Raw genomic sequence first — 23264 nt, 5'->3', positions numbered from 1 at the left:
ACTTACTATCTTTAATCTCAATAATCTTAATTTAAACTAATTCAAGGATTAACTACACCTCCTGCCGCACCACTTGCTTTGGCAGCTTCGGCAGCTTTGGCTTCTTCGGCAGCTTTGGCAGCTGCGGCAGCTGCGGTAGCTTCGACAGTTCTGGCAGCTGCGGCAACTCTGGCAGCTTCGGCAGCTTCTGCGGCAGCTTTGGCTTCTTTGGCAGCTTCGGCAGCTTTGGCAGCTTCGGCAGCTGCGGCTTCTGCGGCAGTTATGGCAGCATCTTCGGCAGCTGCGGCAGCTCTGGATTCTTCGTCAGCTCTGGCAGCTTCTTTGGCAGCTCTGGCAGCTGAGGCAGCTGCGGCAGCTTCTTCGGCAGCATCGGCAGCTATGGCAGCTTCGAAAGCTATGGCAGCTTCGGCAGCTATGGCAGCTTCGACAGCTGCGGTAGCTTCGACAGTTCTGGCAGCTGCGGCAATTCTGGCAGCTTTGGCAGCTTCTTCGGCAGCTGCGGCAGCTTTGGCAGCTTCGGCAGCTATGGCAGCTTCGGCAGCTGCGGCTTCTGCGGCAGTTATGGCAGCATCTTCGGCAGCTGCGGCAGCTCTGGCTTCTTCGGCAACTCTGGCAGCTTCGGCAGCTGCAGCAGCTCTGGCTTCTTCGGCAACTCTGGCAGCTTCGGCAGCTGCGGCAGCTCTGGCTTCTTCGGCAACTCTGGCAGCTTCGGCAGCTGCGGCAGCTCTGGCTTCTTCGGCAACTCTGGCAGCTTCGGCAGCTGCGGCAGCTCTGGCTTCTTCGGCAACTCTGGCAGCTTCGGCAGCTGCGGCAGCTCTGGCTTCTTCGGCAACTCTGGCAGCTTCGGCAGCTTTGGCAGCTATGGCAGCTTCGATAGCTCTGAGAACTTCGTCAGCTTCCACATCGTCTTGAATACCAATAAAATCATCATGATATCTATTATTACCATCTATAATCTGAGAATACAATTCACCTGAAGCTTTATTAAAAGCATCTCTTATATGAGAATCATACTCACCTTGAAGCGTATTAAATCTAACTTGCAACCCTTGCTTTTCTGCATCATCAGGAACAGTATTTATAGAATTCTGAACTTCTCCTTGCTTAATTTTAATACCTCGATAAGCCTTTATAATTTCAATAATCTTAACATCACCTAAGCTATTTAACATATTATTAAACCTAGCTTTGTCATAAGTACCACTAATTACTATATTCCCTATCTCATTAACTGTAGCTTGCTCATCAGCATCAAGCCAGGCATATACATCCATCACACTTGGATTTGTAACTATCTCTTTAAATTTACTAAATTTAGGTACATAACGAGTAACAGATTCTACAAAAACATCTTCTCCAAATAATCTATTATAAAAGAAGTCATACCATATACTTTCAACTAAAGTATCATACCTATTTAACATATCTTGCAACCTGGATTTTATGCTTTCATTTGTTGGATCTTCCTTAACTTTTAAAGCTTCACCTCTAGATTTCAAAAGGCTTACAGTAGGATTTATTATCTTTTCAATCGTAACATCAGCTCCTAATGCATTTAAACGATCATAAACATCATCACTAGCACTGAATCTTCCTCGTATATAACCAATTGCCTTCTTTCCTGCTTTAGATACTCCAAAATTATCTAACAATGCCAAAAGTCTTGGATCAGTAACCTCCTCCTCCAAATATGCTAGCTCCTCTTCGTCTCCTACTTCTGTTTCTGTATTTGATTCTGTTCTTGTATTTGTTCCTGATCCTGCTCCTGCACCAAGACCTGCTCCTGCTCTGTTTCCTGAATCACAACTTATAAATAGCAATAATAACAATATTAATACTAGTAATAAACCGAAACACTTTATTTTTACCATTAAATCTCTCCTTTTTCAAATTAAACTTATTATATTATTATAATGAATATATTATACAAATATAATAACAGTATATACCTGTGATTTGCAAATATTTTGTTTATTTAAATATATTTATATTATTTACCTAATATATGCAAATTAAAAGCCTTAAACATGTACATTTAAGGCTTAAACTTTCTTTACCTACTATATTTAATATTAATTTAAAATAATTTAAGGATTAACTACCACTACCTGCCGCACCACGTGCTTTGTCAGATCTGGCAGCTCTGGCTTCTGCGGCAGCTATGGCAGCTCTGGCAGCTTCTTCGGCAGCTTTGGCAGCTCTGGCAGCTGCGGCAGCTCTGACAACTTCGGCAGCTGCGGCAACTCTGGCAGCTTCGGCAGCTTTGGCAGCTTTTTTGGCAGCTTCGGCTTCTTCGACAGCTTTGGCTTTTTTGGCAACTACGGCAGGCATGGTAACATATTTGGCAGTTCCGATAGCCATGAGAAAATCTGCGGCAGCGCTGGCAACTTCTTTGGCAGCTTTGGCAGCTTTGGCAGCTGCGGCTTTTTCGGCAGCATCTGCGGCAGCTGCGGCAGTTATGGCAGCTTCTTCGGCAGCTATGGCAGCTCTGGCAGCTTCGGCAGCTATGGCAGCTTCTTTGGCAGCTTTGGCAGCTGCGGCAGCTCTCAAATTGTTTTGAATACCAATAAAGTCATCATGATATCTATTATTACCATCTATAATCTGAGAATACAATTCACCTGAAGCTTTATTAAAAGCATCTCTTATATGAGAATCATACTCACCTTGAAGCGTATTAAATCTAACTTGCAACCCTTGCTTTTCTGCATCATCAGGAACAGTATTTATAGAATTCTGAACTTCTCCTTGCTTAATTTTAATACCTCGATAAGCCTTTATAATTTCAATAATCTTAACATCACCTAAGCTATTTAACATATTATTAAACCTATCTTTGTCATAAGTACCACTAATTACTATATTCTCTATCTCATTAACTGTAGCTTGCTCATCAGCATCAAGCCAGGCATATACATCCATCACACTTGGATTTGTAACTATCTCTTTAAATTTACTAAATTTAGGTACATAACGAGTAACAAATTCTACAAAAACATCTTCTCCAATCAATTTATTATAAAAAAAGTTATACCATACACTTTCAACTAAAGTATCATACCTATTCAACATATCTTGCAACCTGGATTTTATGCTTTCATTTGTTGTACCTTTCATAACTCTTAAAGCTTCACCTCTAGCTTTCAAAAGGCTTACAGTAGGATTTATTATCTTTTCAATCGTAACATCAGCTCCTAATGCATTTAAACGATCATAAACATCATCACTAGCACTGAATCTTCCTCGTATATAACCAATTGCCTTCTTTCCTGCTTTAGATACTCCAAAATTATCTAACAATGCCAAAAGTCTTGGATCAGTAACCTCCTCCTCCAAATATGCTAGCTCATCTTCATCTTCATCTTCATTTTCATCTTTTAATTCTGTCCCTCCTCCTGCACCAAGACCTGCTCCTGCTCTGTTTCCTGAATCACAACTTATAACTAGCAATAATAACAATATTAATACTAGTAATAAACCGAAACACTTTATTTTTACCATTCAATATCTCCTTTTTCAAATTAAACTTATTATATTATTATAATGAATATATTATACAAATATAATAACAGTATATACCTGTGATCTGCAAATATTTTGTTTATTTAAATATATTTATATTATTTATACATATTTTACCTAATATATACAAATTAAAAGCCTTAAATATACACGTTTAAGGCTTTACTTTCTTTACTTACTATCTTTAATATTACTTTAAACTAATTTAAGGATTAACTACCACTACCTGTCGCACCACGTGCTTTGTCAGATCTGGCAACTTGAGCGGCTTTTTGAATAGCATTAAAGGCTTCACGATATTTCTTACCATCAGTCATAATTTGCAAATACAAGCCATATCGACCTTGATTAAAAGATTTTCTTATATGAAAATCATAATCACCTTTGAGTTTATCAAAACGATTCTGCAATACTTGCCTTACTGCTTCATTACGAACAATAGCTATAGCTTTCAAAGCTTCCTCCTGCCTTTTTTGAATAGATTGATAAGCCACTACAATTTTAATAACAAGATAATCGCCTGAATTATTTAACACCTTATTAAATATAGATCTGTAATAAGTACCACTAATTACCATATTCCCTAGCTCATCAATTGTAGCACGATCATCAGCATCAAACCATTCATATACATCCATCACACGTGGATTGTTAACCATCTCTTTCAACTTTCTAAACCTAAAAATACAACGAGTAATAAACTCTAAAAAATCATTTTCTTCGATTAGTCTACCAAAAAACTCCCACAAGTAAAGTGCAGATAAACGATCACACTTTTCAAACATATCTTGCAATCTGGATTTTATGCTTTCATTTGTTGGATCTTCAATACCTTTTAAAGCTGCACCTCTAGCCTTCAAAAGACTCACAGTAGGATTTATTATATTTTTAATCGTAATATCAGCTCCTAATTCATTTAAACGATCATAAACATCATCATTATTGATTTTTTCTATATTATCGACTTTTCCTAGTATATAACCAATTGCCTTCCTTCCTTCTCCAGATACCCCAAACTTATCTAATAATGCTATAAAACTTGGATCAATAAACTCATCATCTAAATATGCTAGCTCATCTTCATCTCCTACTTCTTCTTCTGGTCCTGTTCCTTCTTCTGTGCCTGCCCCTGTATTTGTTCCTTCTCCTGTTTTGATTTCTGAACCACAACTTATAACTAGCAATAACAAAAATATTAATACTAGTAATAAACTGAAACACTTTATATCTACCATTAAATCTCTCCTTTTTCAAAAAAATTTTATTATATTATTATAATGAATATAATATATAAACATAATAACAGCATACAATTATGATCTGCAATTATTTTGTTTATTTAAATAAATTTATATATTTTATCTAATTATCTATTATAGATACAAACTAAAAGCCTTAAACGTACACGTTTAAGGCTTAAACTTTTTTATTTACTTACTATCTTTAATAGTATCTTTAATATTAATAATCTTCATTTAAACTAATTTAAGAATTAACTACCACCACCTGCCGCACCATGTGCTTTGGCAGCTTCAGCGTTGCTTTTAATAACATCAAAGCCCCTACGATATTTATTACTATCATTTGTAAGCTGAAAAGACAATTCACCTGAAGATTTATTAAAAGCATCTCTTATATGAGAATTATACTCACCTTTAAGCCTATCAAATCTAGCTTGCAAGTCTTGACTTACTGCAATATCAGAAACCGCATCTATAGCTTTCAAAGCTTCCTCCTGCTTAATTTTAATACCTCGATAAATCTCTATAATTCTAACAATACGATAATCATCTAAACTATTTAAAACATTATTAAACTTATCCTTGTCATAAGTATCACTAATTACTACCTTCTCAATCTCATCAATTGTAATACGATCAGCATCATCAAGCCAGGCATATACATCCATCACACGTGGACTTTTAACCATCTCTTTAAACTTTCTAAATTTAGAAGCATAACGAGTAACAGCATTTGCAAAACTATCTTCTGAACCAACGACGTAAATAAATTTTCCTCTTATATCAACTAAATTATCATACCTATTAAACACATCTTGCAATCTGCCTTTTACGCCTTCATTTGTTGGATCTTGAATAACTCTCAAAGCCTCACCTCTAGCCTTCAAAAGGCTCACAGTAGGATTTATTATCTTTTCAATCACAACATCAGCTTCTAATTTATTTAAACGATCATAAACAATATCACCAATGAGGCCTCCTCGTATGTAAATAACTGCCTTCCTTCCTGATCTAGATACCCCAAACTTATCTAACAATGCTTTAAGCTTTGGATCAATAATATCATCCAAATATGCTAGTTCCTCTTCATCTCCTACTGTCTCTGTTATTACCTCTGCTCCTGTATTTGTTCTCGCTTTGATTCCTAAATCACAACTTATAAATAGCAATAATAGCAAGATTAATATTAGTAATAAACTGAAACATTTTATCTTTAACATTTAATATCTCCTTTTTCAAATTAAAACTTTTTAATATACCATTATATTGCTATATATCTATATATCCATCTTGATCTGCAATTATTTTATTTATTTCTTTAAATAAATTTGTTTAATTTATATATTTTATCTAATTATCTATTATAGATACAAACTAAAAGCCTTAAACGTACACGTTGAAGGCTTAAACTTTTTTACTTACTATTTTCAATATCAATAATCTTAATTTAAACTAATTTAAGGATTAACTACCAACACCTGTCGTACCAATTACCTAGAAACTATCTTCGGTCTCTAATCTAATACCATAAAAGTCAGCATAATAGCCATTATAATAATGATTAATAGCATAATACAATTCATTAAGAGGTAGAGCAAAAGCATATCTTATATGAGAATAATATCTTACTTCGAATTCATTAAACTCACCCCTCAATCTTTGCTTCTTTGCATCATCAGAAACACCTTTTATAGCTTCATCAGCTGCTTTCTGCTCAATTGAAACCTTTTTACAAGCCAGTATAATGTTAAAAATATCAAAATCACCTATACTATTTAACATATTATTAAACCTAGCTTTGTCATAAGTACCACCACCAATTACTATCTGCTCTATCTCATCAATTATGGCACGCTCATCAGCATCAAGCCAGGCATATACATCCATCACACGTGGATTTTTAATCATCTCTTTAAACTTGCTAAACTTAGAAGCACAACTAGTAACAGTATCTACCACACGATCTATTAAACCGATATTATCAACAAAGTAATGCTTAAATGCTCTTTTAACTAAAGCATCATACCTATCACACACATCTTGCAATCTGGATTTTATGCTTTCATTTGTTGGATCTTCCTTAACTTTTAAAGCTTCATCTCTAGCACTCAAAAGGCTCACAGTAGGATTTATTATTTTTTCAATCATAACATCAGCTTTTAATTTATTTAAGCGATTATACAACTTATCCTCAATATTATCAGACTTATCAATGAGTATTTTTCGTATATAACCAATTGCCTTCTTTCCTTCTATAGATCCATTAAGATCATCTAACATTGCTTTAAGCCTTGGAGCTTTAATGCCATAATCCTCTCCTCCTGCGCCTCCTGCACCTCCTGATCCTCCTGCACCTCCTGCTCCTCCTGCTCCTCCTGCACCTAATCCTGCTTCTTCTGCACCTCCTGATCCTCCTGCACCTCCTGCACCTCCTGATCCTCCTGCACCTAGTCCTGCACCTCCTGCACCTAGTCCTGCTTCTTCTGCACCTAATCCTGCGCCTCCTGCACCTAATCCTGCTTCTCCTGCACCTCCTGATCCTCCTGCACCTAGTCCTGCTTCTTCTGCACCTCCTGATCCTCCTGCACCTAGTCCTGCACCTCCTGGCTTTACTACTCCTCCTGGATTTACTGCTCCTCCTGGATTTACTACTCCTCCTGGATTTACTACTGTTCTTGTATTTGTTCCTGCTCCTCCTGGATTTACTGCTCTTCCTGGCTTTACTACTCCTCCTGGATTTACTACTGTTCTTGTATTTGTTCCTGCTCCTAGGCCTGCTCCTGCCTTGCTTCCTGAATCACAACTTATAACTAGCAATAATAAAAATATTAATACTAAAAACAAACTGAAATAGTTTAACTTAATCACCCAATATCTCCTTTTTCAAATTAAATTTAAAATTTGAATATATTTTAATACACCATTATATAAATTTATAATAATATAAAAATAGTATTATTATATTATTATAATGCTATATATCTATATATCCATCTTGGTCTGCAAATATTTTCTTCATTTGTATAAAGTATGTATATTAGATAAATATATTCATACAAACTAAAAGCCTTAAATGTGTACGTTTAAGGCTTAAGCTTTTTTATTTACTTACTATTTTTAATCTTAATAACATTAATTTAAACTAATTTAAGGATTAACCACCGCGTTCATTAATCCTTATCTTATCTTATTTACTCTAATGCTTAGAGCTTCGTTTCGAATAGCAATATACTCATCAGCATAATTACTATTTTTAAAGGCATCATACACATTATTCTCAGATCCTGCATAAGGGAAAAATAAATACATTAAATGAATTCTATAACCATCCTGGTGCTTGTTAAAACGTCTAAATAAGCTTTGTTTCATCTGACCTTCCATAGCAGTAATTAGAGACCTTCGAGTATTTTCTTCTTCTTTCAAAACATTTTTATGTATCCTTACAATTTCCTCAGACCTAGCAACACCCATCCTACCCAACAAGAGCTCAAATTCATGAATATTATAAATCTTAAAAGGCTTCTTAGGATCAAGCACAATGCCCATAGGAGGATTAATTAGTACATTTCGTATAAAATCAAGGTGTTTCTTATCATCAATAGATAACTTTGCATATAAAGTCTCATAATTTAAAATGTATTGAGCATCCTCTATTTCCTCAAGAAGATCATCAATACAATCATCTTTCATAATTTCATTATAAACATAATTAGGATTATCACGATTAAATAACTCTTTTAAATGCAATGCATAATCACTTTTATAATTTAATTCCGATTGAAAAACTCTCTTTACTTCATCATTTCTATTAAAACTATCAATTAGTGCTTGGATTTTTGATATAATTGGGGGCCTTTTTTTACAATCTTTTAAATGATTTTTTATAATTTCCTTAACCTTATCAGAACCTAATGCATTTAATAAATTACTAAATTCAAGATTAGTGTAAGTCCTTAAAAATTCGTTACCAATCTTAGGATCAGTTACTATACTTCTTATATATGCAATTATTTGTTTCTCTCCATCCAATAGCTGCAATTTGTCTAGCAATTTATTGAACTCAGCATCTAAAACAAATCTACGATTTATTCCTAATTGTGTTAAAGCCTCATCGTTTGTTCCACCTCTTTTTTGAAATGAAAAATTACGACAACTCACCACTAGCAATGATAATATTATTATTAATACTAATAATGAACTGAGACATTTTATCCTTATCATTTAATATCTCCTTTTTAAAATTAAACTTATTGTATTATTGTATAAATTTATTGTTATAATTGTTTTAATATAAAACCATTATAACAATATATCACTGCAATCTTCAAGCATTATTGTCTATATATTCATACTCAACATTTATACATGTATTTAAATGTTTACCTACCAATATTTATCCCTTATTCACCTCTAATTTACCTGTATATAATTTACCTACATAAATTAAAAACTTTCGATGTTGAAAATTTAATTACTATCTTTAAGTACCCTTGCTTAAATACTAACTATGGTACTAATTACTTCATTAAATGTCTTTTTCGCTTGAAATGTATTCAGCAGCGTTTTTAATCTCAAGATACTTATTAGCATAATCACTTTTTATGACATTATTATAAACATTATCAGCTTTAAGATCATGGTAGAGACTTTTTAAGTGCAATGGGTAACCATTCACATGACTATTAAAATCAATCTGCAATTTTTCTTTTCTTTCACCTTGATTTAATTTATTCAAAGCCAAACTAGCTTCGTTTTGAGCTTGAAGAATATTTAAATGAACGTTTATTATTTCCCTAATCTTAGCTGCACCTAAACTACCTAACAAATAAGCAAATTTAACATTATTATAAGCTCTATAACCCTCTGATCTACCAATCTTCACATCAATTAATATATTTTTTATATTTGTAATTACCTCTTTATCATATTCTGAGAGCTTTTCATAAAACTTTTCAAACTCTACAAAAATTTTAGCATTATTTATAACATTGGTTAAAAGAGTGTTTAATTCACTAAAATAACGATTCTTAATAAAGTTACGATATATATTCTCAAATGTAGAATCATTAAATAACTCTTTTAAATGCAATTGATAAGAATCAATTCGATGTGCCACAGAAACAGCATATAACAATCCCTCTTTGAATTTTTCTGTTTTAATCTTCTCTATAGCTTCATAAGCCTCATTTTCTGCACTAATAACCTGGTTATAAGTTTTTATAATTTCCTCAACCTTAGAAAGACCAAGCCCATTTAATAAGTTATCAAAATCAGAACTAGTATATATCTTTAAACCTCTATCCTCACCAACCAAAGAAGACATTGCTATAGATTTCATATAATCAATTGCTTTTTTTTGCTCAACAGATAACCATACATACACACCTTTAGGCCCAAGCTCTATAGCACGGTGTCTAATATCGTCAAACTTATCAGCATAATTACTACCCACAATCTTAAGATACACATCATTAGACATAGATTCATTAAATGCCTCTTTTAAATGCAGTTCATACTCATTATTCTTAGTATCAAAGCTATCCTGTAATTGCTGTTTTACTGTATCTTCATTAAGATTTAAAATAGCACTGGTAGCTCTCTCTTGAGCTTGAAAAATTTTGGAATTAACTTTAATTATTTCCTTTACCCTACTAGCACCCAAACTATTTAACATATTATAAAACTCATGATCACTATAGGTTTTATAATCCTCATCCCAACCAATCACAGGACTAGATACCACACTTCGAATATATGTAATTACCTGTCTCTCTGTATCAAGTATCTGAAACTCATCCAACAGATTATTAAGACTAAAATTTAAATTGCTATCTACTACACCAAAATCATTTCTCATCCTAACACTTCTTCTCAATCCTCTTAATGGCCGCGTTATAGCCACGATATTTTCAATTACAGGATTCATTTTAGATCCTACATCACAACTCATTACTAATATTATTAATAATAGTTTTACTATTAATATTAGTAACATACTCAAATGTCTTATTTTTAACATATAAATATTTCCTTCTTCAAAACTAAACTTAACATAATTATTAAATGAAACAAATTACAAGATGATTGTATAATTAAATGAAATAAATTGTAAAATAATTATTTTATTACAATGTAATAACATTATATTACCATAATATCACAATCTTTAAGCATTAATACTCACCATATTTATATATATAAATTAAAAGCCCTAAACATTTTAAATTTAAGGCTTAAAACTTTTTAAAACTTTTCTTAATTACTCTGGTCAAGAAATCTCTAAGAACTCATTTAATTAGTACTAATTACTACTTACAGTACTATCTGCTGTATTTGATGGAATGAGTCTAATAGAATCCTGAATCCTAAGAAATCCATCAGAATATTTCTCATGTACAACATTATTATAAACCGTATCACTACTTAAGCTATTAAATAACCCTTTCAAATGCAACGCATATCCATTTTTATGTGCATTAAATCTATTTTGCAAGTTTTGTTTTGCTGTCCCTGCAGAAACAGCATTTATAGCCTTTAACACTATCTCCTGAATGGCTTTACCCCTTAAATAAGCTGTTATCATTCCCCCAGTCTTAGAATCACCTAAGTCATTTAACAAATTATTAACCTCAGAATCAGTATAAGTCCTGTAACCTTCAGCACGACCAAGATTAGGATCAGTTACTATACCTTGTATTTCATCAATTACGCCTTTTCCCTCATCAGAAAGCCATGTGTATACATCTAAAACCCGTGGATCTTCGACTTTATTTTTCAAATCTTTATAAATATTAATATAAAAATTATTTACAAAACGATGATATATAATATCCGCCACAGATGCACCAAAAGCCCCTTTTACACTAAGTAAATACTCACTGTTACTATCAGCAAGTCTAGTGTTCAATGCTTGTTTTACCTTCTCTTCAGTTAGACCTGCAATAGCTGCCTCAATTTCCTCTCGGATTTTAAAGATATCTAAATTAAATTTTATCATTTCCCGAATCTTAGCATCACCTAAGCTATTTAACAAAGCATAAAACTCAGGAACAGTATAAGTCTTGTAATCGCTAACATTACCAATGTTAGCATCAGTTACTATCCCTCGCATAAAATCAACTACGGACTTTTCCCGAGATGGAAGCCCTTCATATAAATCAAAGCCACCCATAACTTGCATAGCTTTTTCTTTAATCGCAACAAATTCAGAAACATAATTATCACTTATAACCCTACCATACACAGTATCAGCAATTGAGTCACTAAATAACCTTTTTAAATGCAACGGATACTCTTTCTGTTTATCATCATATCTAGCTTGCAATCTTCGTTTTATATCCTCGTCCTTTACATTGTTAATAATGTCAAAAACTTCTCTCTGAATCTCCTGAACACTTAAATAAGCTTTTATCATTTCATTAACCTTAACATCACCTAAACTATTTAACAAATTATTAAACTCATCCCTACTATACGTCTTGTAATCTTGAACAAGACTAGCATCAGTTACTATATTTTGTATCTCATCAATTGCAACCCTTTCCTGAACTGAAAATAGTTCATATACATCCCCATTCTTTATAATTCGTGTAGCCTCAGCTTTAATCGCAGTAAATTCATTAACATATTTATCACCTATAACATTTCTATACACAGCATTAAAATCAGATTCATTAAATAACCCTTTTAAATGCAATGGATACTCATTTTTCTTACTATCAAACCTAACTTGCAAACTTTGTCTTTCTTTGGGTTTATGAACATTATTTATAGCCTCAAGAGCTTCTTTTTGGGTTTTAACAAGCTCTAAATCTGCTTTGATAATTTCCCAAATCTTAGCAGCACCTAAGTCATTTAACAAAGTATAAAGCTCAGAATTAGTATAACTCCTGTAACTTTCAATACTACCAATACCAGCATCAGTTACCACATCTTTAATCCTAATAATTGATCTCTTGCCCGCCTCAGATACTCCAAAAGTGTTTAGAAGATTATCAAGCTCGGCACTTAAACTCCCTGCATCATGTCCTTTGGGGTCTTCTACATTTTCTTCTATAGTCGAGGGTCCCCCAACCGCAACAGCCTCTTGTGAACCTTTGTTATTACAACTCATTACTAGCAATAATAACAATATTAATACTAGTAACGAAATACGATATCTTACCTTTAACATATAAACATCTCCTTTTTTCAAATTCTATATAAAATATATTTTTATATAGAATACATTATTATAATATATATTATATTGTATTATAATTACTACAATATAATAAGACCTAAAGTATCTAAAGCATTAATACCCACGTATTTATTAAACACTAATTACTTCTTTTGTATAACGGCTGAAACATCATTTTTAATGGTTATAAAAATTCGAATAATCATTATTGATCATAATGTCATTGCATATACTCGTAATTTACGAATAAAATAATATATTATGACTTATACACATTTTTTCTATGCATATAATAGTATCTAATATATGCATTTATATGTATAATGAAATTAATCAACAATTAACTCTAAAGTAAAGGAGAATATTTTGCAAACAAACGTGTTTATTAAAACTATATTAATTATATGGATAGGCTTAAGTCTGAGTGATTGTACTCTAAATCCCAAAAGAAATCAAAATTATTCAGAATTAGTTTTGAAAAGAAATATATCTGATAATTTAAATCTAACCAACTTAAATCTTAAAGACCATACAAAAAAGTTTAAACAAACCACCCCAAAACATGAATTATTTGATGATTTAGTAATCTTTAAAGGCGATGATAGCAAGAGAAACGATTATTATTTCGAGTTCTATATTAAAGAATATGACGTTAATTTCGATCTCTTTATGTATCATAAATTTTATCGTATAACAGAATATAACTCGATTCACCCAGGAAATGAACAATCTGGAAAACTAAAAAAAATCAAACTATTCTTTCCCAATTACGCATTTAACAATAATCTCAAAGATTTTTCCGAAGTTGAAGAATACAAGCTAAACTCTATCGATCTATGCTTAAGTTTTGAAAATCCAGAGGGTAAAACTATAGACATAGCTTTTTCAGGAATTAGAAATGACATAATGGCATTTTCAAAAGCACTAAATAAAGACGCAGATAAAGTACCACAAAGTTTTTCATTCATATTCTTCATAGATAACAAATCTGAATCAGATAAGGGTTATTACTTCTACAAAACAAAAATAGGTAAAAACTCAAAAGAATTCATAAATGATCATAGCACTCGTCAACACAGAGACGAAATCTTTAAGCTTATAAACATAAAAGGAATAAATAAACTCAAAAAAATTGTTGATCAATTTTCAACCTCAACCGAAATAAAAAAATTCATTACAAGTAAAAGATTTAACCAACGTAAAATTAAAACAAATTAAAAAATCTAAGCTTTTTCAATTAATCAAACAGACAAATACTTAAATAGTGTTTGTCTGTTAAAATTATAAAATAACAATTAATTCCCAAACTAAAGACCTTAGAGATAATTTATCTAAAACTTAAAATTAAAGAACAAAAAATTTAGAATCAAAACCCTAGACTTTCAAAATACATTCTGATAATATTTAAATTATACTAAGTATCAAAATATACTTGGTATAATTTCAAGATAAAGGATAAAAGATGAAAAAATACATATTCATATTTCTGATATTAATTGGAATGCTTTCATGTGAGTCTTTAGATGAAGATACTGAAGAACAACCTAATTATTATAAAGACGGATACAATCAAGAAAACAAATGGTAAAAATTTGCACAAGAAAGCAAAAACAAAATTTTATAAGCTTTAATAACTCCTAAAAAAAAGATATACAATCTTTCTTAAAACAGGTGTTGCTCTTAAAAGCTTTACACATCAATATCGCCACCAAAATATGGTGGCAATTTTTATTTTTAAGATAAAATATTTAGTGCTCATAATACTTTAAAAAATTAAATATTTAAAAAAAATATTCATTTTTTATACTTTTATTATTGCAGATTATTAATTAAATATGTATAATATGGACATGTAATAGGAAGACGATTATAAGGTTAAAGTGTCGTAAAGTGTATAAAACAATATTATCTTCATTTATTCTCTTAAGATTCTCATGTGGTACTTTTTTAAAAGATAGGTACCATGGGGAATCTGAATTTAAAAATATAGAAAACACAAAAGATAAATCTATATCAAAAGAAAAGGGATAGCTTCACATCCAAAAATAATCTGTTCTAACTTAAAATTTAAAGTAATGAAAATGGAATTTTATTTAAAAATACCAACGAATCTCATTTTTATATTCTTCTCACCTTGGAGACTCTTTAAAACTAAAGAGTCTCTTTTTTTAAGATAAATCAATTTTTTCGTAAAATAAAACAATCTAATTGTTCACATATGCTCACAAATAATTCATACTGTAAAATATTACGCTTCCCAAAAAAATATAGCCACACAGTAACTAGTTAAGAAGTTCTTTAAGCAGTACAAACTCATAAAACTACTTAAGAATTAATCAGTATAATTTAAACTAATTAAATTATAAAAACACAATATTATAAATATAATAAAAAAATATTGACTTTTAAATTAAAATTAATTTAAAATTATACAAAAGCAAATAAATATTTCAAAACTATACGAAAAAGATAATACTATAAGACTCGATTGCCATTGGGTCTTTCTTTTTATCTTAAACTCACAGATCTAAAATTAAACTATTTCAGATATTTGTCAAAAATAATATAAATTATGTATTATTTTTGCTAAATATGCTATAATTAAGTTCTTAAGGCAATTAAAAATGGATATTAAAATAGATAATGAATTTAATATATTTTTTGACAATGATTTAAAAATAGTAGATGGGCTTGATGAACAAAAGCAAAAATTATTATTATACCTAAAAACACCCATTGGTAGTCTTTATAATAAAAACTACGGTCTTAACTTCACTTTTTTTTTAAAACTCTTAAAGACACAAAAAGAGGAAGATATTAAAACTTTTTTTGCAAATACTTTAAGAAGTCTCAATATTGACATATTAAATATCAGAACAAAAAAAGAAAATCAAAAAATAACATTACAATTTTTCCTAGCAGGGGATACGCTAAGTATGGAATATAATATATGAAAATAATATTTGATGAAGAACTTGGGGTTCTTACAAAATCAATAGAAGAGATACAAAATATAAAAAAAGATATACTTAAACAAGAATATAATATTTCAATAAAAGAAAATTCAATATTTGACATAATAAACTACCCAAGTTCTGCAATCGATATGGAGATAATTAAAGTTGCAAATGAACTATTTGCAACACTTAAAGAAGGAGGAGAATACTTTAAAAGTTTACAAGAATCCTTAAGCATACCCAAAAGTTCAACTTATGAAGCAATAAAACAAGCACTACTAGCAATTCCACATGTAGAATATGCAAATATCATAAGTTCATCAGGAACAATTGCGATTCACATAATATTTAAAGCTGAGTACAGAAAAAATCAAATCATTGATAATGAAACACAGATGAATATTTGGCAAGCAATATATTATACTGCTCCAAGTGGCACAGCATTTCAAGGACAAATAGAACTTGAGTTTTTAAACAAAAATGGGCAAAAAAAAGCATATAAGTTTAGCTTAGGAATAATTAAATACGCATATTTAAAAGTATTATACAAAACCGAAACAGAGGCAATGTATAAGGAAGTAGCTGGACAAATAAAAGAAATTTACAAAAAAATCATAAAAGACAAATATAAAGATATGGGCATTTCATTAAGGCACCAAGATTTCTTAAGTCCTGTAAGCATAATTAAAGGAATTAAAAGCATGCGCATTGGTGTTTGCATAAAAGAAAACTTAGAGACTAAAATAACAGACATTGAAGAATCTGAGTTTAATTTCAATACCGATGTTGAAATTAAAGAAAATGAACTGATATCTCTTGATGAAAATTTAAGACTCATAATTGATAGAGAATAAGGTAATGAAAACAATACCACAATTTTTACAAAATACACAAATTGCAAAGATCATACAAAGCGAACTTAACTTCAAAAAACAGCTATTAGCGGAGCTTAAAGAACTACTTAAAAATTTTGATACAATTAATGTAGAAGGAAGCATCAATTCAAGATACATTGCATTGATGATGCTATCACTATTTAATGCATTTCACTTAAAAAAAGGACTTAAAAAAGACCTAATCAATTCTCTTAAAGCATTAATATTTGCAATAAAATCAATAGGCACAGATGAGAGTTTTCATTTACTCTTCAAGGCCTTTTTGCACGCAAGAGTTGAAGTAACTGTCAATCCAAACACACCCGGAGAGATTATTATCAAATTAATTGACAATATTAGGTCACCTATTAAATTTAAAATAGCTGGCAAAATTAATGGAAAATTAAAAATTATTATAGTTAAACACAAAGGAAAATTTAAAAAACTTGCATCTAACTATATTCCAAAGGACTTTAAAAACTCAATATATGGTTTTATAAAATCCCTAATTCCTGCTGGAAGGACTATTAAAATTTTTGATACTTATGATGAAGAAATAAAATAAAATTCACATATTATATTGTTTTAAACAAATAAGGAGGTTATATGACCTATGAAAATGAAGAAACAGAAGAAATAATACAAATAAAAGATTTTAACAGAAAAATCAAAGTCAATGAAAACGACCTATTTCCTATTGACGATATTGTTGAAGAAACTTATGCAATTACATACAAAAACTTACTTGAGCAAATAAAAAAAGATACATTTTACGGAGGATTTGAATATTTCAAAAAGGTCATAAGAGAAATAATATCTAAAGAGCTGATTGAATACGAATCTCACATAGAGAAAATGTATTTAAAGATAATCTCTAAGCTAATAGGACTTCAAACAGAACCAAATAGTATTGAATTTAATGATCTCCTTAACAAACTTAAGGAAACATTAATTGAAAATTTAAAGATATCTGGAAATAATATAAAAGCAAGCAGAATATCAACCTATAATCCAAACAAACGAGATTTTGAGTTAGTTGAATTTCAAACCTTAATTGAGAATTTAAAAGAAATTTTTACAGAAACCACCAATTTAGAAAAACTTAAAGAATATGCAACACAGACTTTTGCCAGAATAGATGATTTCCAAAGAGTAAATAATTCAATAGGTCAGATCTATGTAAAGAAGAATAATCTTCACAGAGAATTAAACTTTGCAGCACAATTAATAGGCTCAAATAATTCCGAAGATAAAGAAATAGAATTTATTGTATTCAGTAGAAACAGAGGTGCATTAAAAAGATTAATAACATACCAGCATTTACAAGGAACGCCTGAAGATTTTAAATATTGGGGAGTATCAGCCACAAGTGATACTTTTTATTCTTATAACGAATTCGCTGAAAAGTCATTAAATATAGACATTCCGGGTGAAAAAGTAGAATTAAGATTTCCAAGAAGCTTGAAAGATAAAGCCATATACCTTAACATAACCCTTGAGATCAAAAGTGCTACAAATACTAATAATAATATGACAAAAAGTATCAACCTTAAATTTTCAGAAAATAATACATCACAACATACAATTTTATATTTCTACAGTGGAAAACAACACAATATAACACTACCACTGCTTAAAGGATGGTATAAATTAGAATATGCCTTGTTAAACAATAATTCAACTCAAGATGTTCCATATCTTACTAAAATGTAGTTTTGAACATTTAATTTTTGTTAAATTTATGTTAATATATCAATATAACAAAATTGAGTGGTTTATCTTTCAAATACAGAATAATACATCTAACACACATTTAAAATGGAGGACAATATGAATACGGTCTTTGAATTCTTATCAAATATTGCCGAGACAAAACTTATAATCCTTGGGGGCTTTGTATTACTCATACTAATACCTTTAACGCTACTATTAAGACCTGTCATGAACGAAATAATTAAGATAATTAAGCATTTTCTTGACAAAAAAAAATAAAATTAAAAATTTAAGGAATAATTTATGTTAAACAAAAATAACACCAATTTAGGAATAATTTTCCTTCAAAATCTAATGGAATTTCTTGGATATAGTGATACCCCAAATGACCAAATTTTTGAGATAGGCATAAAAAAGGCCATCGATATTTACAAATATATGAATACTCTTTACTTAAATTCACTGCAAAAAATGGAAGCTCAAGAATGCAAACAAATAATTCTTGAACTTGAAACCATACTTAATAAGATTATGAGACTTACTGATGCAATCAACACTGATGCTGATCCTGCTTTAATTGAAGAATTACGACTTGAACGTAATAATCTTATGTCAACTAAGGCCCAATTACTCAAAGAAGAACTAGAGCAGGACATAAAAGAACATAAGAGAGTAGACAAAAAAGGAGGTAAAAAGTGAACAAAAAACTAATTCTAAACCTAATGATTTTATTGCAATTCATTATCTTTAGTATGATATTTAGTTGCACTTCCATAGCTACATTACCAGAAGAGCCTAAAACACCTACCGAGCTCACACTTAAAAAGTTAAGCATATATGAAGCAAAGCTTGCAGGTTATGCACTGTATCTAGAAACATTTTTAACTCGCACTAAGCAAAAATTTAGGGATCAAAATTTTCCAACATTTAAGTTATTAGATGCCACTGTTTTAAGAGCAGACCACACATTAGAAGCAATTCAAGAAAACATAAAACACTTACAACATTACATAAACAATACAAAACCCATAGCTTTTGCCGTATACAAAAAATATAGTAAATTAAAAAAGTGAATTTAAAAGTAAGTAAAATTAAAAAACAATTAAAATCTTTATTCTTTTATAAAAAAGTCCCAAATAGGGGCTTTTTTTTAAGTCTTTAAGTTTTTTTTAAGTTTTTAAGTACGTAAGGATAAGAAAAAATACATAAATATGTTTAGTAAAAATTCAACAAAAATAAAGAACACTATAAGGTTAAAGAGAATTAACATGACTTGCCCTTAACAAGGCTCGTCCATTTCTAATTAATTTTAAATAAATATTATTAGTACTTTTTTGTTCTTAATATAAGTTGTTTATCTTATGATATAGCAAAAACATAACTTTGTAAAGTATTTTACAAATAAATAAAACAAATGAAAAAACAAAACTAATATTTAACACTATAAAAAATAAATATTAATTTATTTTCATATTTGCTAAAACAAGTATTTACTTTTAAGATAAATTGTATTATTAATTAACTTAAGATTTATAAATACTTATATTAGGAGTAAACAGTGAAGATCAAAAGTATAAAGGGTAAAACCAATAGATATCAATACAACTTGATTGTACTCATATCAACACTTAATTTCATGAACTTAAAACTCAATCAATACACACAAAAAAATATTTTATATTTTTTCAATGGCAACTTAAAGAGAAACGATCAAAAAACAGTCAAGATTAAAACATTACAGAATTATTTATACGCACTTGAGAAAAAGTTTAAAATCACACGCAACTACTGCAAACATTTAGGCAAACAATGCGGAAGTGAAGTTTATTATACTCTACAATACTCAAAGAAAGAATGTCATGCCAAGATAAACTCACATTTCAGGGACATAAAGGAAGAGAAGATAAACAGGTTTAAAGAAAGGGTGGCTAACTACGAAAAAGAAAATGGGAGTCTAAAATGGGAGTGTATTAATAGTAATAATAATAATAAGAGTGAACAAGACATACTGATTAAATACATAAGTAAATGCAATTTCAAGATTGATCTTCCCTTCTTCTTATTAAACTTAAAAATAGATAAGACAAGGAAGATTGAAATTATAAAGGAAATAAAAAGACATGAGACCCTCTTAAGTGCTCTTAAGAGGGAGGATTTATCCCTAATAAAGGATGCAATTGAGAAAGGTCAGGGAGGGTGTATTAGAGCCTTTTTAGAAGAAAGAGGATACCTAAGTAAAAGTTTCCAAAGCAAGAGGAATAAGAGAGAGATCAAGGTAAAAAAACTTAAAGAGATACTAAATGCAAGGGAAGGAGAACTTAAGGGACAAAATTACGATGAAGCAATATTAAGAGAAGAAATCGGTAAAATATACGAAGCTTACAAAGAAAAGCCCCATTTTATAATAGAACAAGACAAATATGAGGATTTAGATCGTCTAATAAGGAAAATCAAAATCAATACCAAGACTTGTGAGAAGCAAGAAATCAAAGCGGATGATATAAAAAACAATATTTTTAGTATATTATTAGAACAGCTGAGGTACAAGGTAGAGATTGGCGTATTAATACCGGCCTTAAAGAAATTTATTAACGCCAAAGATGAGTTAAAGTATAGCAAAGTAGTTGATAATACATATTATTACGAATTGCTTAAAATAATAAAGTAAGAAATTAATGATACCAAGGACAAGGAAGGATGGTGGCTTTACTAGAGTTATTGAAGCAGAAAAAAAAGGAGATAGATCCCAATAACAGACAAAAGGGGAAACATAATATTTTCTCTAAAGTCGAAGAGATTAACAACCGCAGGATATATCACACTAAGATTTTCAACGATTTTTATACATTTGGAATAAGTAAGAATGAACCAACTAAGTTTTTCATCTCTCTTAGAGGAATTTTTAACATAGAAGATATAAGCATGTTTCATTTATTTTCTATCAGAGATGATGATGATTTTTTTGGTATTTATTATGGAATTAAGAAATTAGACAAGGCCTTTTTGGTAAAGAATTTCAATAAAAGAGAGACTTATACTTTAAGGAAATGTGAGTACATAGAATTTAGATTTAAAAAAGGTGGGGTTTTTTGTTATTTAAGTGGGCTGCATAATTTATTAAAAAAAGATAAGGTTGGAAGTTCCTACTATCAGACTTTACTAAGCATACTCCTAGAATTAGAGAGGGAACTTTATGCATTTTATGGGAAAAAATTGCCGGAAGGGGGTATCATTCCAAGATGGATACAAAAGAGACAAAAGTAATTACAGTAGCATCAATTAAAGGTGGGGTAGGTAAGAGCACTACAAGTTTAATATTTGCAACGCTTTTATCGCAGTCTTCTAAGGTATTAATTATCGACATAGACACACAAGCATCAACTACCAGTTATTATTTTAAAATAATAAAAGAATGTGGTGTAGATTTATTTAATCGGAACATATACGAAGTTTTAATATCAAATCTTCATATTGATAATGCTATTGTAAATATTAGTAGTAATTTAGATTTAATACCAAGTTATTTAACTTTGCACAAATTTAATTCAGAGGCCATTCCATACAAGGAATTCAGATTAAAGGAACAGTTAAAGTTATTGAGTTTTGAGTATGATTACATAATACTTGATACTAATCCTAGCTTAGATTTTACTTTAACTAATGCTTTAGTATGTAGCAATTATATAATAGTACCAATTACGGCAGAGAAATGGGCAGTTGAGAGTTTAGATCTATTTAATTTTTTCATAGATAAATTATCTATAAAAGCTCCCATTTATTTACTTAATACCAAGTTTAAAAAGAATAATACACACAAGGAATTGTTAAATATTTTGAAAGAAAATGATAATTTTTTAGGTACAATATCTGAGAGGGAGGATTTAAATAGGAAAATTGCTCGGAATGATGTTTTTGATTTAAGTAAAGATTACATAAAGGAATACCAAGATACGCTTTTAACTTTGATGAATAAGATAGGCTTTATAGCTTAAGCTAAAGTTATAACTTACGTACACTTAGTGTACGTACAAAGCAAAGGAGGGTTAGAAATGGGCATAGAGGTTAATAAGAGGAATTTAGCTAAAGAGATTACACCTGAAGAACAGATATCTATTCACTATAACAAGCTTAAAGAAAGATTAAAGATTAATTTTCAAAAAGAGATTTTTTGTAAAATTGAGGCAATGAAGGTTTTAAAAGAGATTAAAGATAATGAGTATTACAAACTTGATAATTATGCCAATTTTGATGATTTTGCCAAAGATTACAGACTTGCAAGAACTCAAACTTATAAATATTTAAAGATAGCTACTGCGATTGAAGAGGGAATTGTGGAAGAAAAGTATGTTATTAACAATGGGATTAATGGAACTATGTTTTTGTTAAGAAATAAAGAAGGTGTTAATATAAAAAAATCTAAACAAAATCCGTTAAGACCTTTAAGGTTTCAGCTTAAATGTCCGGATGCCTATGCATTTTATAAAGGTAATTCCAAGCTTACAAGTTTTCTTTTGGAGAAAGTTTTTTCGGATGAAAAAGAGTTTTTAGCAAAAATAAAAAAACAGTTTGAGTCTTCAAAGAAGGGGAAAAAATAGAGCAGTAGATTTATGGTGTTGGATTTATTTCTAAAGATTTTTTGCAAATAATTTAATGATATGGGGAGGTCAAAGGTTTTAGGAATGAACCTAGCATGTAATATCAAAAAGTTTTGATGTTGAAATATTTATTTTAGAACACTTATTTTAAGATATATTTTAAGGCATAGATGTTAGAG

At 30.3% G+C, this 23264-nt stretch carries 21 protein-coding genes; 13 read left to right on the top strand and 8 right to left on the bottom strand.

Features of this window, described 5'->3' with window-relative positions; genetic code table 11:
• Positions 1 to 41: 41 nt before the first annotated feature.
• The 8 genes from bpSLO_RS05870 to bpSLO_RS05835 all read right to left on the bottom strand — a co-directional run bounded on the left by bpSLO_RS05870 (position 42) and on the right by bpSLO_RS05835 (position 12936).
• Positions 42 to 1871 (bottom strand): BTA121 domain-containing protein surface lipoprotein, encoded by a 1830-nt coding sequence (locus bpSLO_RS05870; protein ID WP_246989975.1) that lies wholly within the window; start codon positions 1869 to 1871, stop codon positions 42 to 44.
• A gap of 223 nt (positions 1872 to 2094) precedes the next feature.
• A complete protein-coding gene (locus bpSLO_RS05865) occupies positions 2095 to 3501 on the bottom strand; it encodes a BTA121 domain-containing protein surface lipoprotein (protein ID WP_246989974.1) in 1407 nt (468 codons plus the stop codon).
• 233 nt (positions 3502 to 3734) lie between these two features.
• Positions 3735 to 4757 (bottom strand): BTA121 domain-containing protein surface lipoprotein, encoded by a 1023-nt coding sequence (locus tag bpSLO_RS05860; protein ID WP_246989973.1) that lies wholly within the window; start codon positions 4755 to 4757, stop codon positions 3735 to 3737.
• 257 nt (positions 4758 to 5014) lie between these two features.
• On the bottom strand, positions 5015 to 5983 hold the full coding sequence (locus tag bpSLO_RS05855) for a BTA121 domain-containing protein surface lipoprotein (protein WP_246989972.1): 969 nt from the start codon (positions 5981 to 5983) through the stop codon (positions 5015 to 5017).
• Positions 5984 to 6257: 274 nt separating this feature from the next.
• Positions 6258 to 7631, bottom strand: coding sequence for a BTA121 domain-containing protein surface lipoprotein (locus bpSLO_RS08015; RefSeq protein ID WP_281506686.1), 1374 nt, complete (start codon positions 7629 to 7631; stop codon positions 6258 to 6260).
• A 309-nt stretch (positions 7632 to 7940) separates the two neighbouring features.
• The gene (locus bpSLO_RS05845; protein ID WP_246989971.1) at positions 7941 to 8984 is read right to left on the bottom strand and encodes a BTA121 domain-containing protein surface lipoprotein; all 1044 of its coding nucleotides are present in this window, start codon (positions 8982 to 8984) and stop codon (positions 7941 to 7943) included.
• 304 nt (positions 8985 to 9288) lie between these two features.
• Positions 9289 to 10782 (bottom strand): BTA121 domain-containing protein surface lipoprotein, encoded by a 1494-nt coding sequence (locus bpSLO_RS05840; RefSeq protein ID WP_246989970.1) that lies wholly within the window; start codon positions 10780 to 10782, stop codon positions 9289 to 9291.
• A 282-nt stretch (positions 10783 to 11064) separates the two neighbouring features.
• Positions 11065 to 12936, bottom strand: a complete 1872-nt coding sequence (locus bpSLO_RS05835; RefSeq protein WP_246989969.1) for a BTA121 domain-containing protein surface lipoprotein — start codon at positions 12934 to 12936, stop codon at positions 11065 to 11067.
• A 483-nt stretch (positions 12937 to 13419) separates the two neighbouring features.
• Between bpSLO_RS05835 and bpSLO_RS05830 the strand changes: the two genes are divergently transcribed.
• The 13 genes from bpSLO_RS05830 to bpSLO_RS05775 all read left to right on the top strand — a co-directional run bounded on the left by bpSLO_RS05830 (position 13420) and on the right by bpSLO_RS05775 (position 23085).
• Positions 13420 to 14163 carry a hypothetical protein gene (locus tag bpSLO_RS05830; RefSeq protein WP_246989968.1) on the top strand — a complete coding sequence of 248 codons (744 nt, stop codon included), beginning with the start codon at positions 13420 to 13422 and terminating at the stop codon, positions 14161 to 14163.
• A gap of 244 nt (positions 14164 to 14407) precedes the next feature.
• Positions 14408 to 14533, top strand: a complete 126-nt coding sequence (locus tag bpSLO_RS08010) for a hypothetical protein (protein WP_277812825.1) — start codon at positions 14408 to 14410, stop codon at positions 14531 to 14533.
• A gap of 1036 nt (positions 14534 to 15569) precedes the next feature.
• Positions 15570 to 15899 (top strand): DUF2634 domain-containing protein, encoded by a 330-nt coding sequence (locus bpSLO_RS05825; RefSeq protein WP_025375922.1) that lies wholly within the window; start codon positions 15570 to 15572, stop codon positions 15897 to 15899.
• Positions 15896 to 16756, top strand: coding sequence for a DUF276 domain-containing protein (locus bpSLO_RS05820; RefSeq protein WP_025375921.1), 861 nt, complete (start codon positions 15896 to 15898; stop codon positions 16754 to 16756). Before bpSLO_RS05825 ends, bpSLO_RS05820 begins: the two co-directional genes overlap by 4 nt.
• A gap of 4 nt (positions 16757 to 16760) precedes the next feature.
• The gene (locus bpSLO_RS05815; RefSeq protein ID WP_025375920.1) at positions 16761 to 17342 is read left to right on the top strand and encodes a DUF735 family protein; all 582 of its coding nucleotides are present in this window, start codon (positions 16761 to 16763) and stop codon (positions 17340 to 17342) included.
• Between the two features lie 41 nt (positions 17343 to 17383).
• Positions 17384 to 18490 carry a DUF685 domain-containing protein gene (locus tag bpSLO_RS05810; protein ID WP_246989967.1) on the top strand — a complete coding sequence of 369 codons (1107 nt, stop codon included), beginning with the start codon at positions 17384 to 17386 and terminating at the stop codon, positions 18488 to 18490.
• A gap of 117 nt (positions 18491 to 18607) precedes the next feature.
• Positions 18608 to 18769, top strand: coding sequence for a BlyA family holin (locus tag bpSLO_RS05805; RefSeq protein ID WP_032493074.1), 162 nt, complete (start codon positions 18608 to 18610; stop codon positions 18767 to 18769).
• Between the two features lie 24 nt (positions 18770 to 18793).
• Positions 18794 to 19189, top strand: a complete 396-nt coding sequence (locus tag bpSLO_RS05800) for a BlyB family putative holin accessory protein (RefSeq protein ID WP_025375918.1) — start codon at positions 18794 to 18796, stop codon at positions 19187 to 19189.
• Positions 19186 to 19563, top strand: coding sequence for a BBA14 family lipoprotein (locus tag bpSLO_RS05795; RefSeq protein ID WP_246989966.1), 378 nt, complete (start codon positions 19186 to 19188; stop codon positions 19561 to 19563). The genes bpSLO_RS05800 and bpSLO_RS05795 overlap by 4 nt, the downstream gene beginning before the upstream one ends.
• 485 nt (positions 19564 to 20048) lie before the next feature.
• On the top strand, positions 20049 to 21158 hold the full coding sequence (locus bpSLO_RS05790; protein WP_025375916.1) for a plasmid maintenance protein: 1110 nt from the start codon (positions 20049 to 20051) through the stop codon (positions 21156 to 21158).
• Positions 21159 to 21187: 29 nt separating this feature from the next.
• The gene (locus tag bpSLO_RS05785) at positions 21188 to 21754 is read left to right on the top strand and encodes a DUF226 domain-containing protein (RefSeq protein WP_020282339.1); all 567 of its coding nucleotides are present in this window, start codon (positions 21188 to 21190) and stop codon (positions 21752 to 21754) included.
• A complete protein-coding gene (locus bpSLO_RS05780; RefSeq protein ID WP_246989965.1) occupies positions 21730 to 22482 on the top strand; it encodes a ParA family protein in 753 nt (250 codons plus the stop codon). Before bpSLO_RS05785 ends, bpSLO_RS05780 begins: the two co-directional genes overlap by 25 nt.
• A 57-nt stretch (positions 22483 to 22539) precedes the next feature.
• Positions 22540 to 23085: a chromosome replication/partitioning protein gene (locus bpSLO_RS05775; protein ID WP_025375914.1), complete on the top strand. Its 546-nt coding sequence runs from the start codon at positions 22540 to 22542 to the stop codon at positions 23083 to 23085.
• Positions 23086 to 23264: the final 179 nt, after the last annotated feature.

Source organism: Borrelia parkeri (genome assembly GCF_023035815.1).
GTDB lineage: Bacteria > Spirochaetota > Spirochaetia > Borreliales > Borreliaceae > Borrelia > Borrelia parkeri.
Note: the sequence above shows the minus strand (reverse complement) of the source record. Positions and strands in the feature narration are given on the sequence as shown.

Bases quoted from the DNA above. Each gene is read 5' to 3' on its own strand.
- bpSLO_RS05870 (WP_246989975.1), bottom strand. From the start codon at position 1,871: ATGGTAAAAATAAAGTGTTTCGGTTTATTACTAGTATTAATATTGTTA.
- bpSLO_RS05865 (WP_246989974.1), bottom strand. From the start codon at position 3,501: ATGGTAAAAATAAAGTGTTTCGGTTTATTACTAGTATTAATATTGTTA.
- bpSLO_RS05860 (WP_246989973.1), bottom strand. From the start codon at position 4,757: ATGGTAGATATAAAGTGTTTCAGTTTATTACTAGTATTAATATTTTTG.
- bpSLO_RS05855 (WP_246989972.1), bottom strand. From the start codon at position 5,983: ATGTTAAAGATAAAATGTTTCAGTTTATTACTAATATTAATCTTGCTA.
- bpSLO_RS05845 (WP_246989971.1), bottom strand. From the start codon at position 8,984: ATGATAAGGATAAAATGTCTCAGTTCATTATTAGTATTAATAATAATA.
- bpSLO_RS05840 (WP_246989970.1), bottom strand. From the start codon at position 10,782: ATGTTAAAAATAAGACATTTGAGTATGTTACTAATATTAATAGTAAAA.
- bpSLO_RS05835 (WP_246989969.1), bottom strand. From the start codon at position 12,936: ATGTTAAAGGTAAGATATCGTATTTCGTTACTAGTATTAATATTGTTA.
- bpSLO_RS08010 (WP_277812825.1), top strand. From the start codon at position 14,408: ATGAAAAAATACATATTCATATTTCTGATATTAATTGGAATGCTTTCA.
- bpSLO_RS05825 (WP_025375922.1), top strand. From the start codon at position 15,570: ATGGATATTAAAATAGATAATGAATTTAATATATTTTTTGACAATGAT.
- bpSLO_RS05820 (WP_025375921.1), top strand. From the start codon at position 15,896: ATGAAAATAATATTTGATGAAGAACTTGGGGTTCTTACAAAATCAATA.
- bpSLO_RS05815 (WP_025375920.1), top strand. From the start codon at position 16,761: ATGAAAACAATACCACAATTTTTACAAAATACACAAATTGCAAAGATC.
- bpSLO_RS05810 (WP_246989967.1), top strand. From the start codon at position 17,384: ATGACCTATGAAAATGAAGAAACAGAAGAAATAATACAAATAAAAGAT.
- bpSLO_RS05805 (WP_032493074.1), top strand. From the start codon at position 18,608: ATGAATACGGTCTTTGAATTCTTATCAAATATTGCCGAGACAAAACTT.
- bpSLO_RS05800 (WP_025375918.1), top strand. From the start codon at position 18,794: ATGTTAAACAAAAATAACACCAATTTAGGAATAATTTTCCTTCAAAAT.
- bpSLO_RS05785 (WP_020282339.1), top strand. From the start codon at position 21,188: ATGGTGGCTTTACTAGAGTTATTGAAGCAGAAAAAAAAGGAGATAGAT.
- bpSLO_RS05780 (WP_246989965.1), top strand. From the start codon at position 21,730: ATGGATACAAAAGAGACAAAAGTAATTACAGTAGCATCAATTAAAGGT.
- bpSLO_RS05775 (WP_025375914.1), top strand. From the start codon at position 22,540: ATGGGCATAGAGGTTAATAAGAGGAATTTAGCTAAAGAGATTACACCT.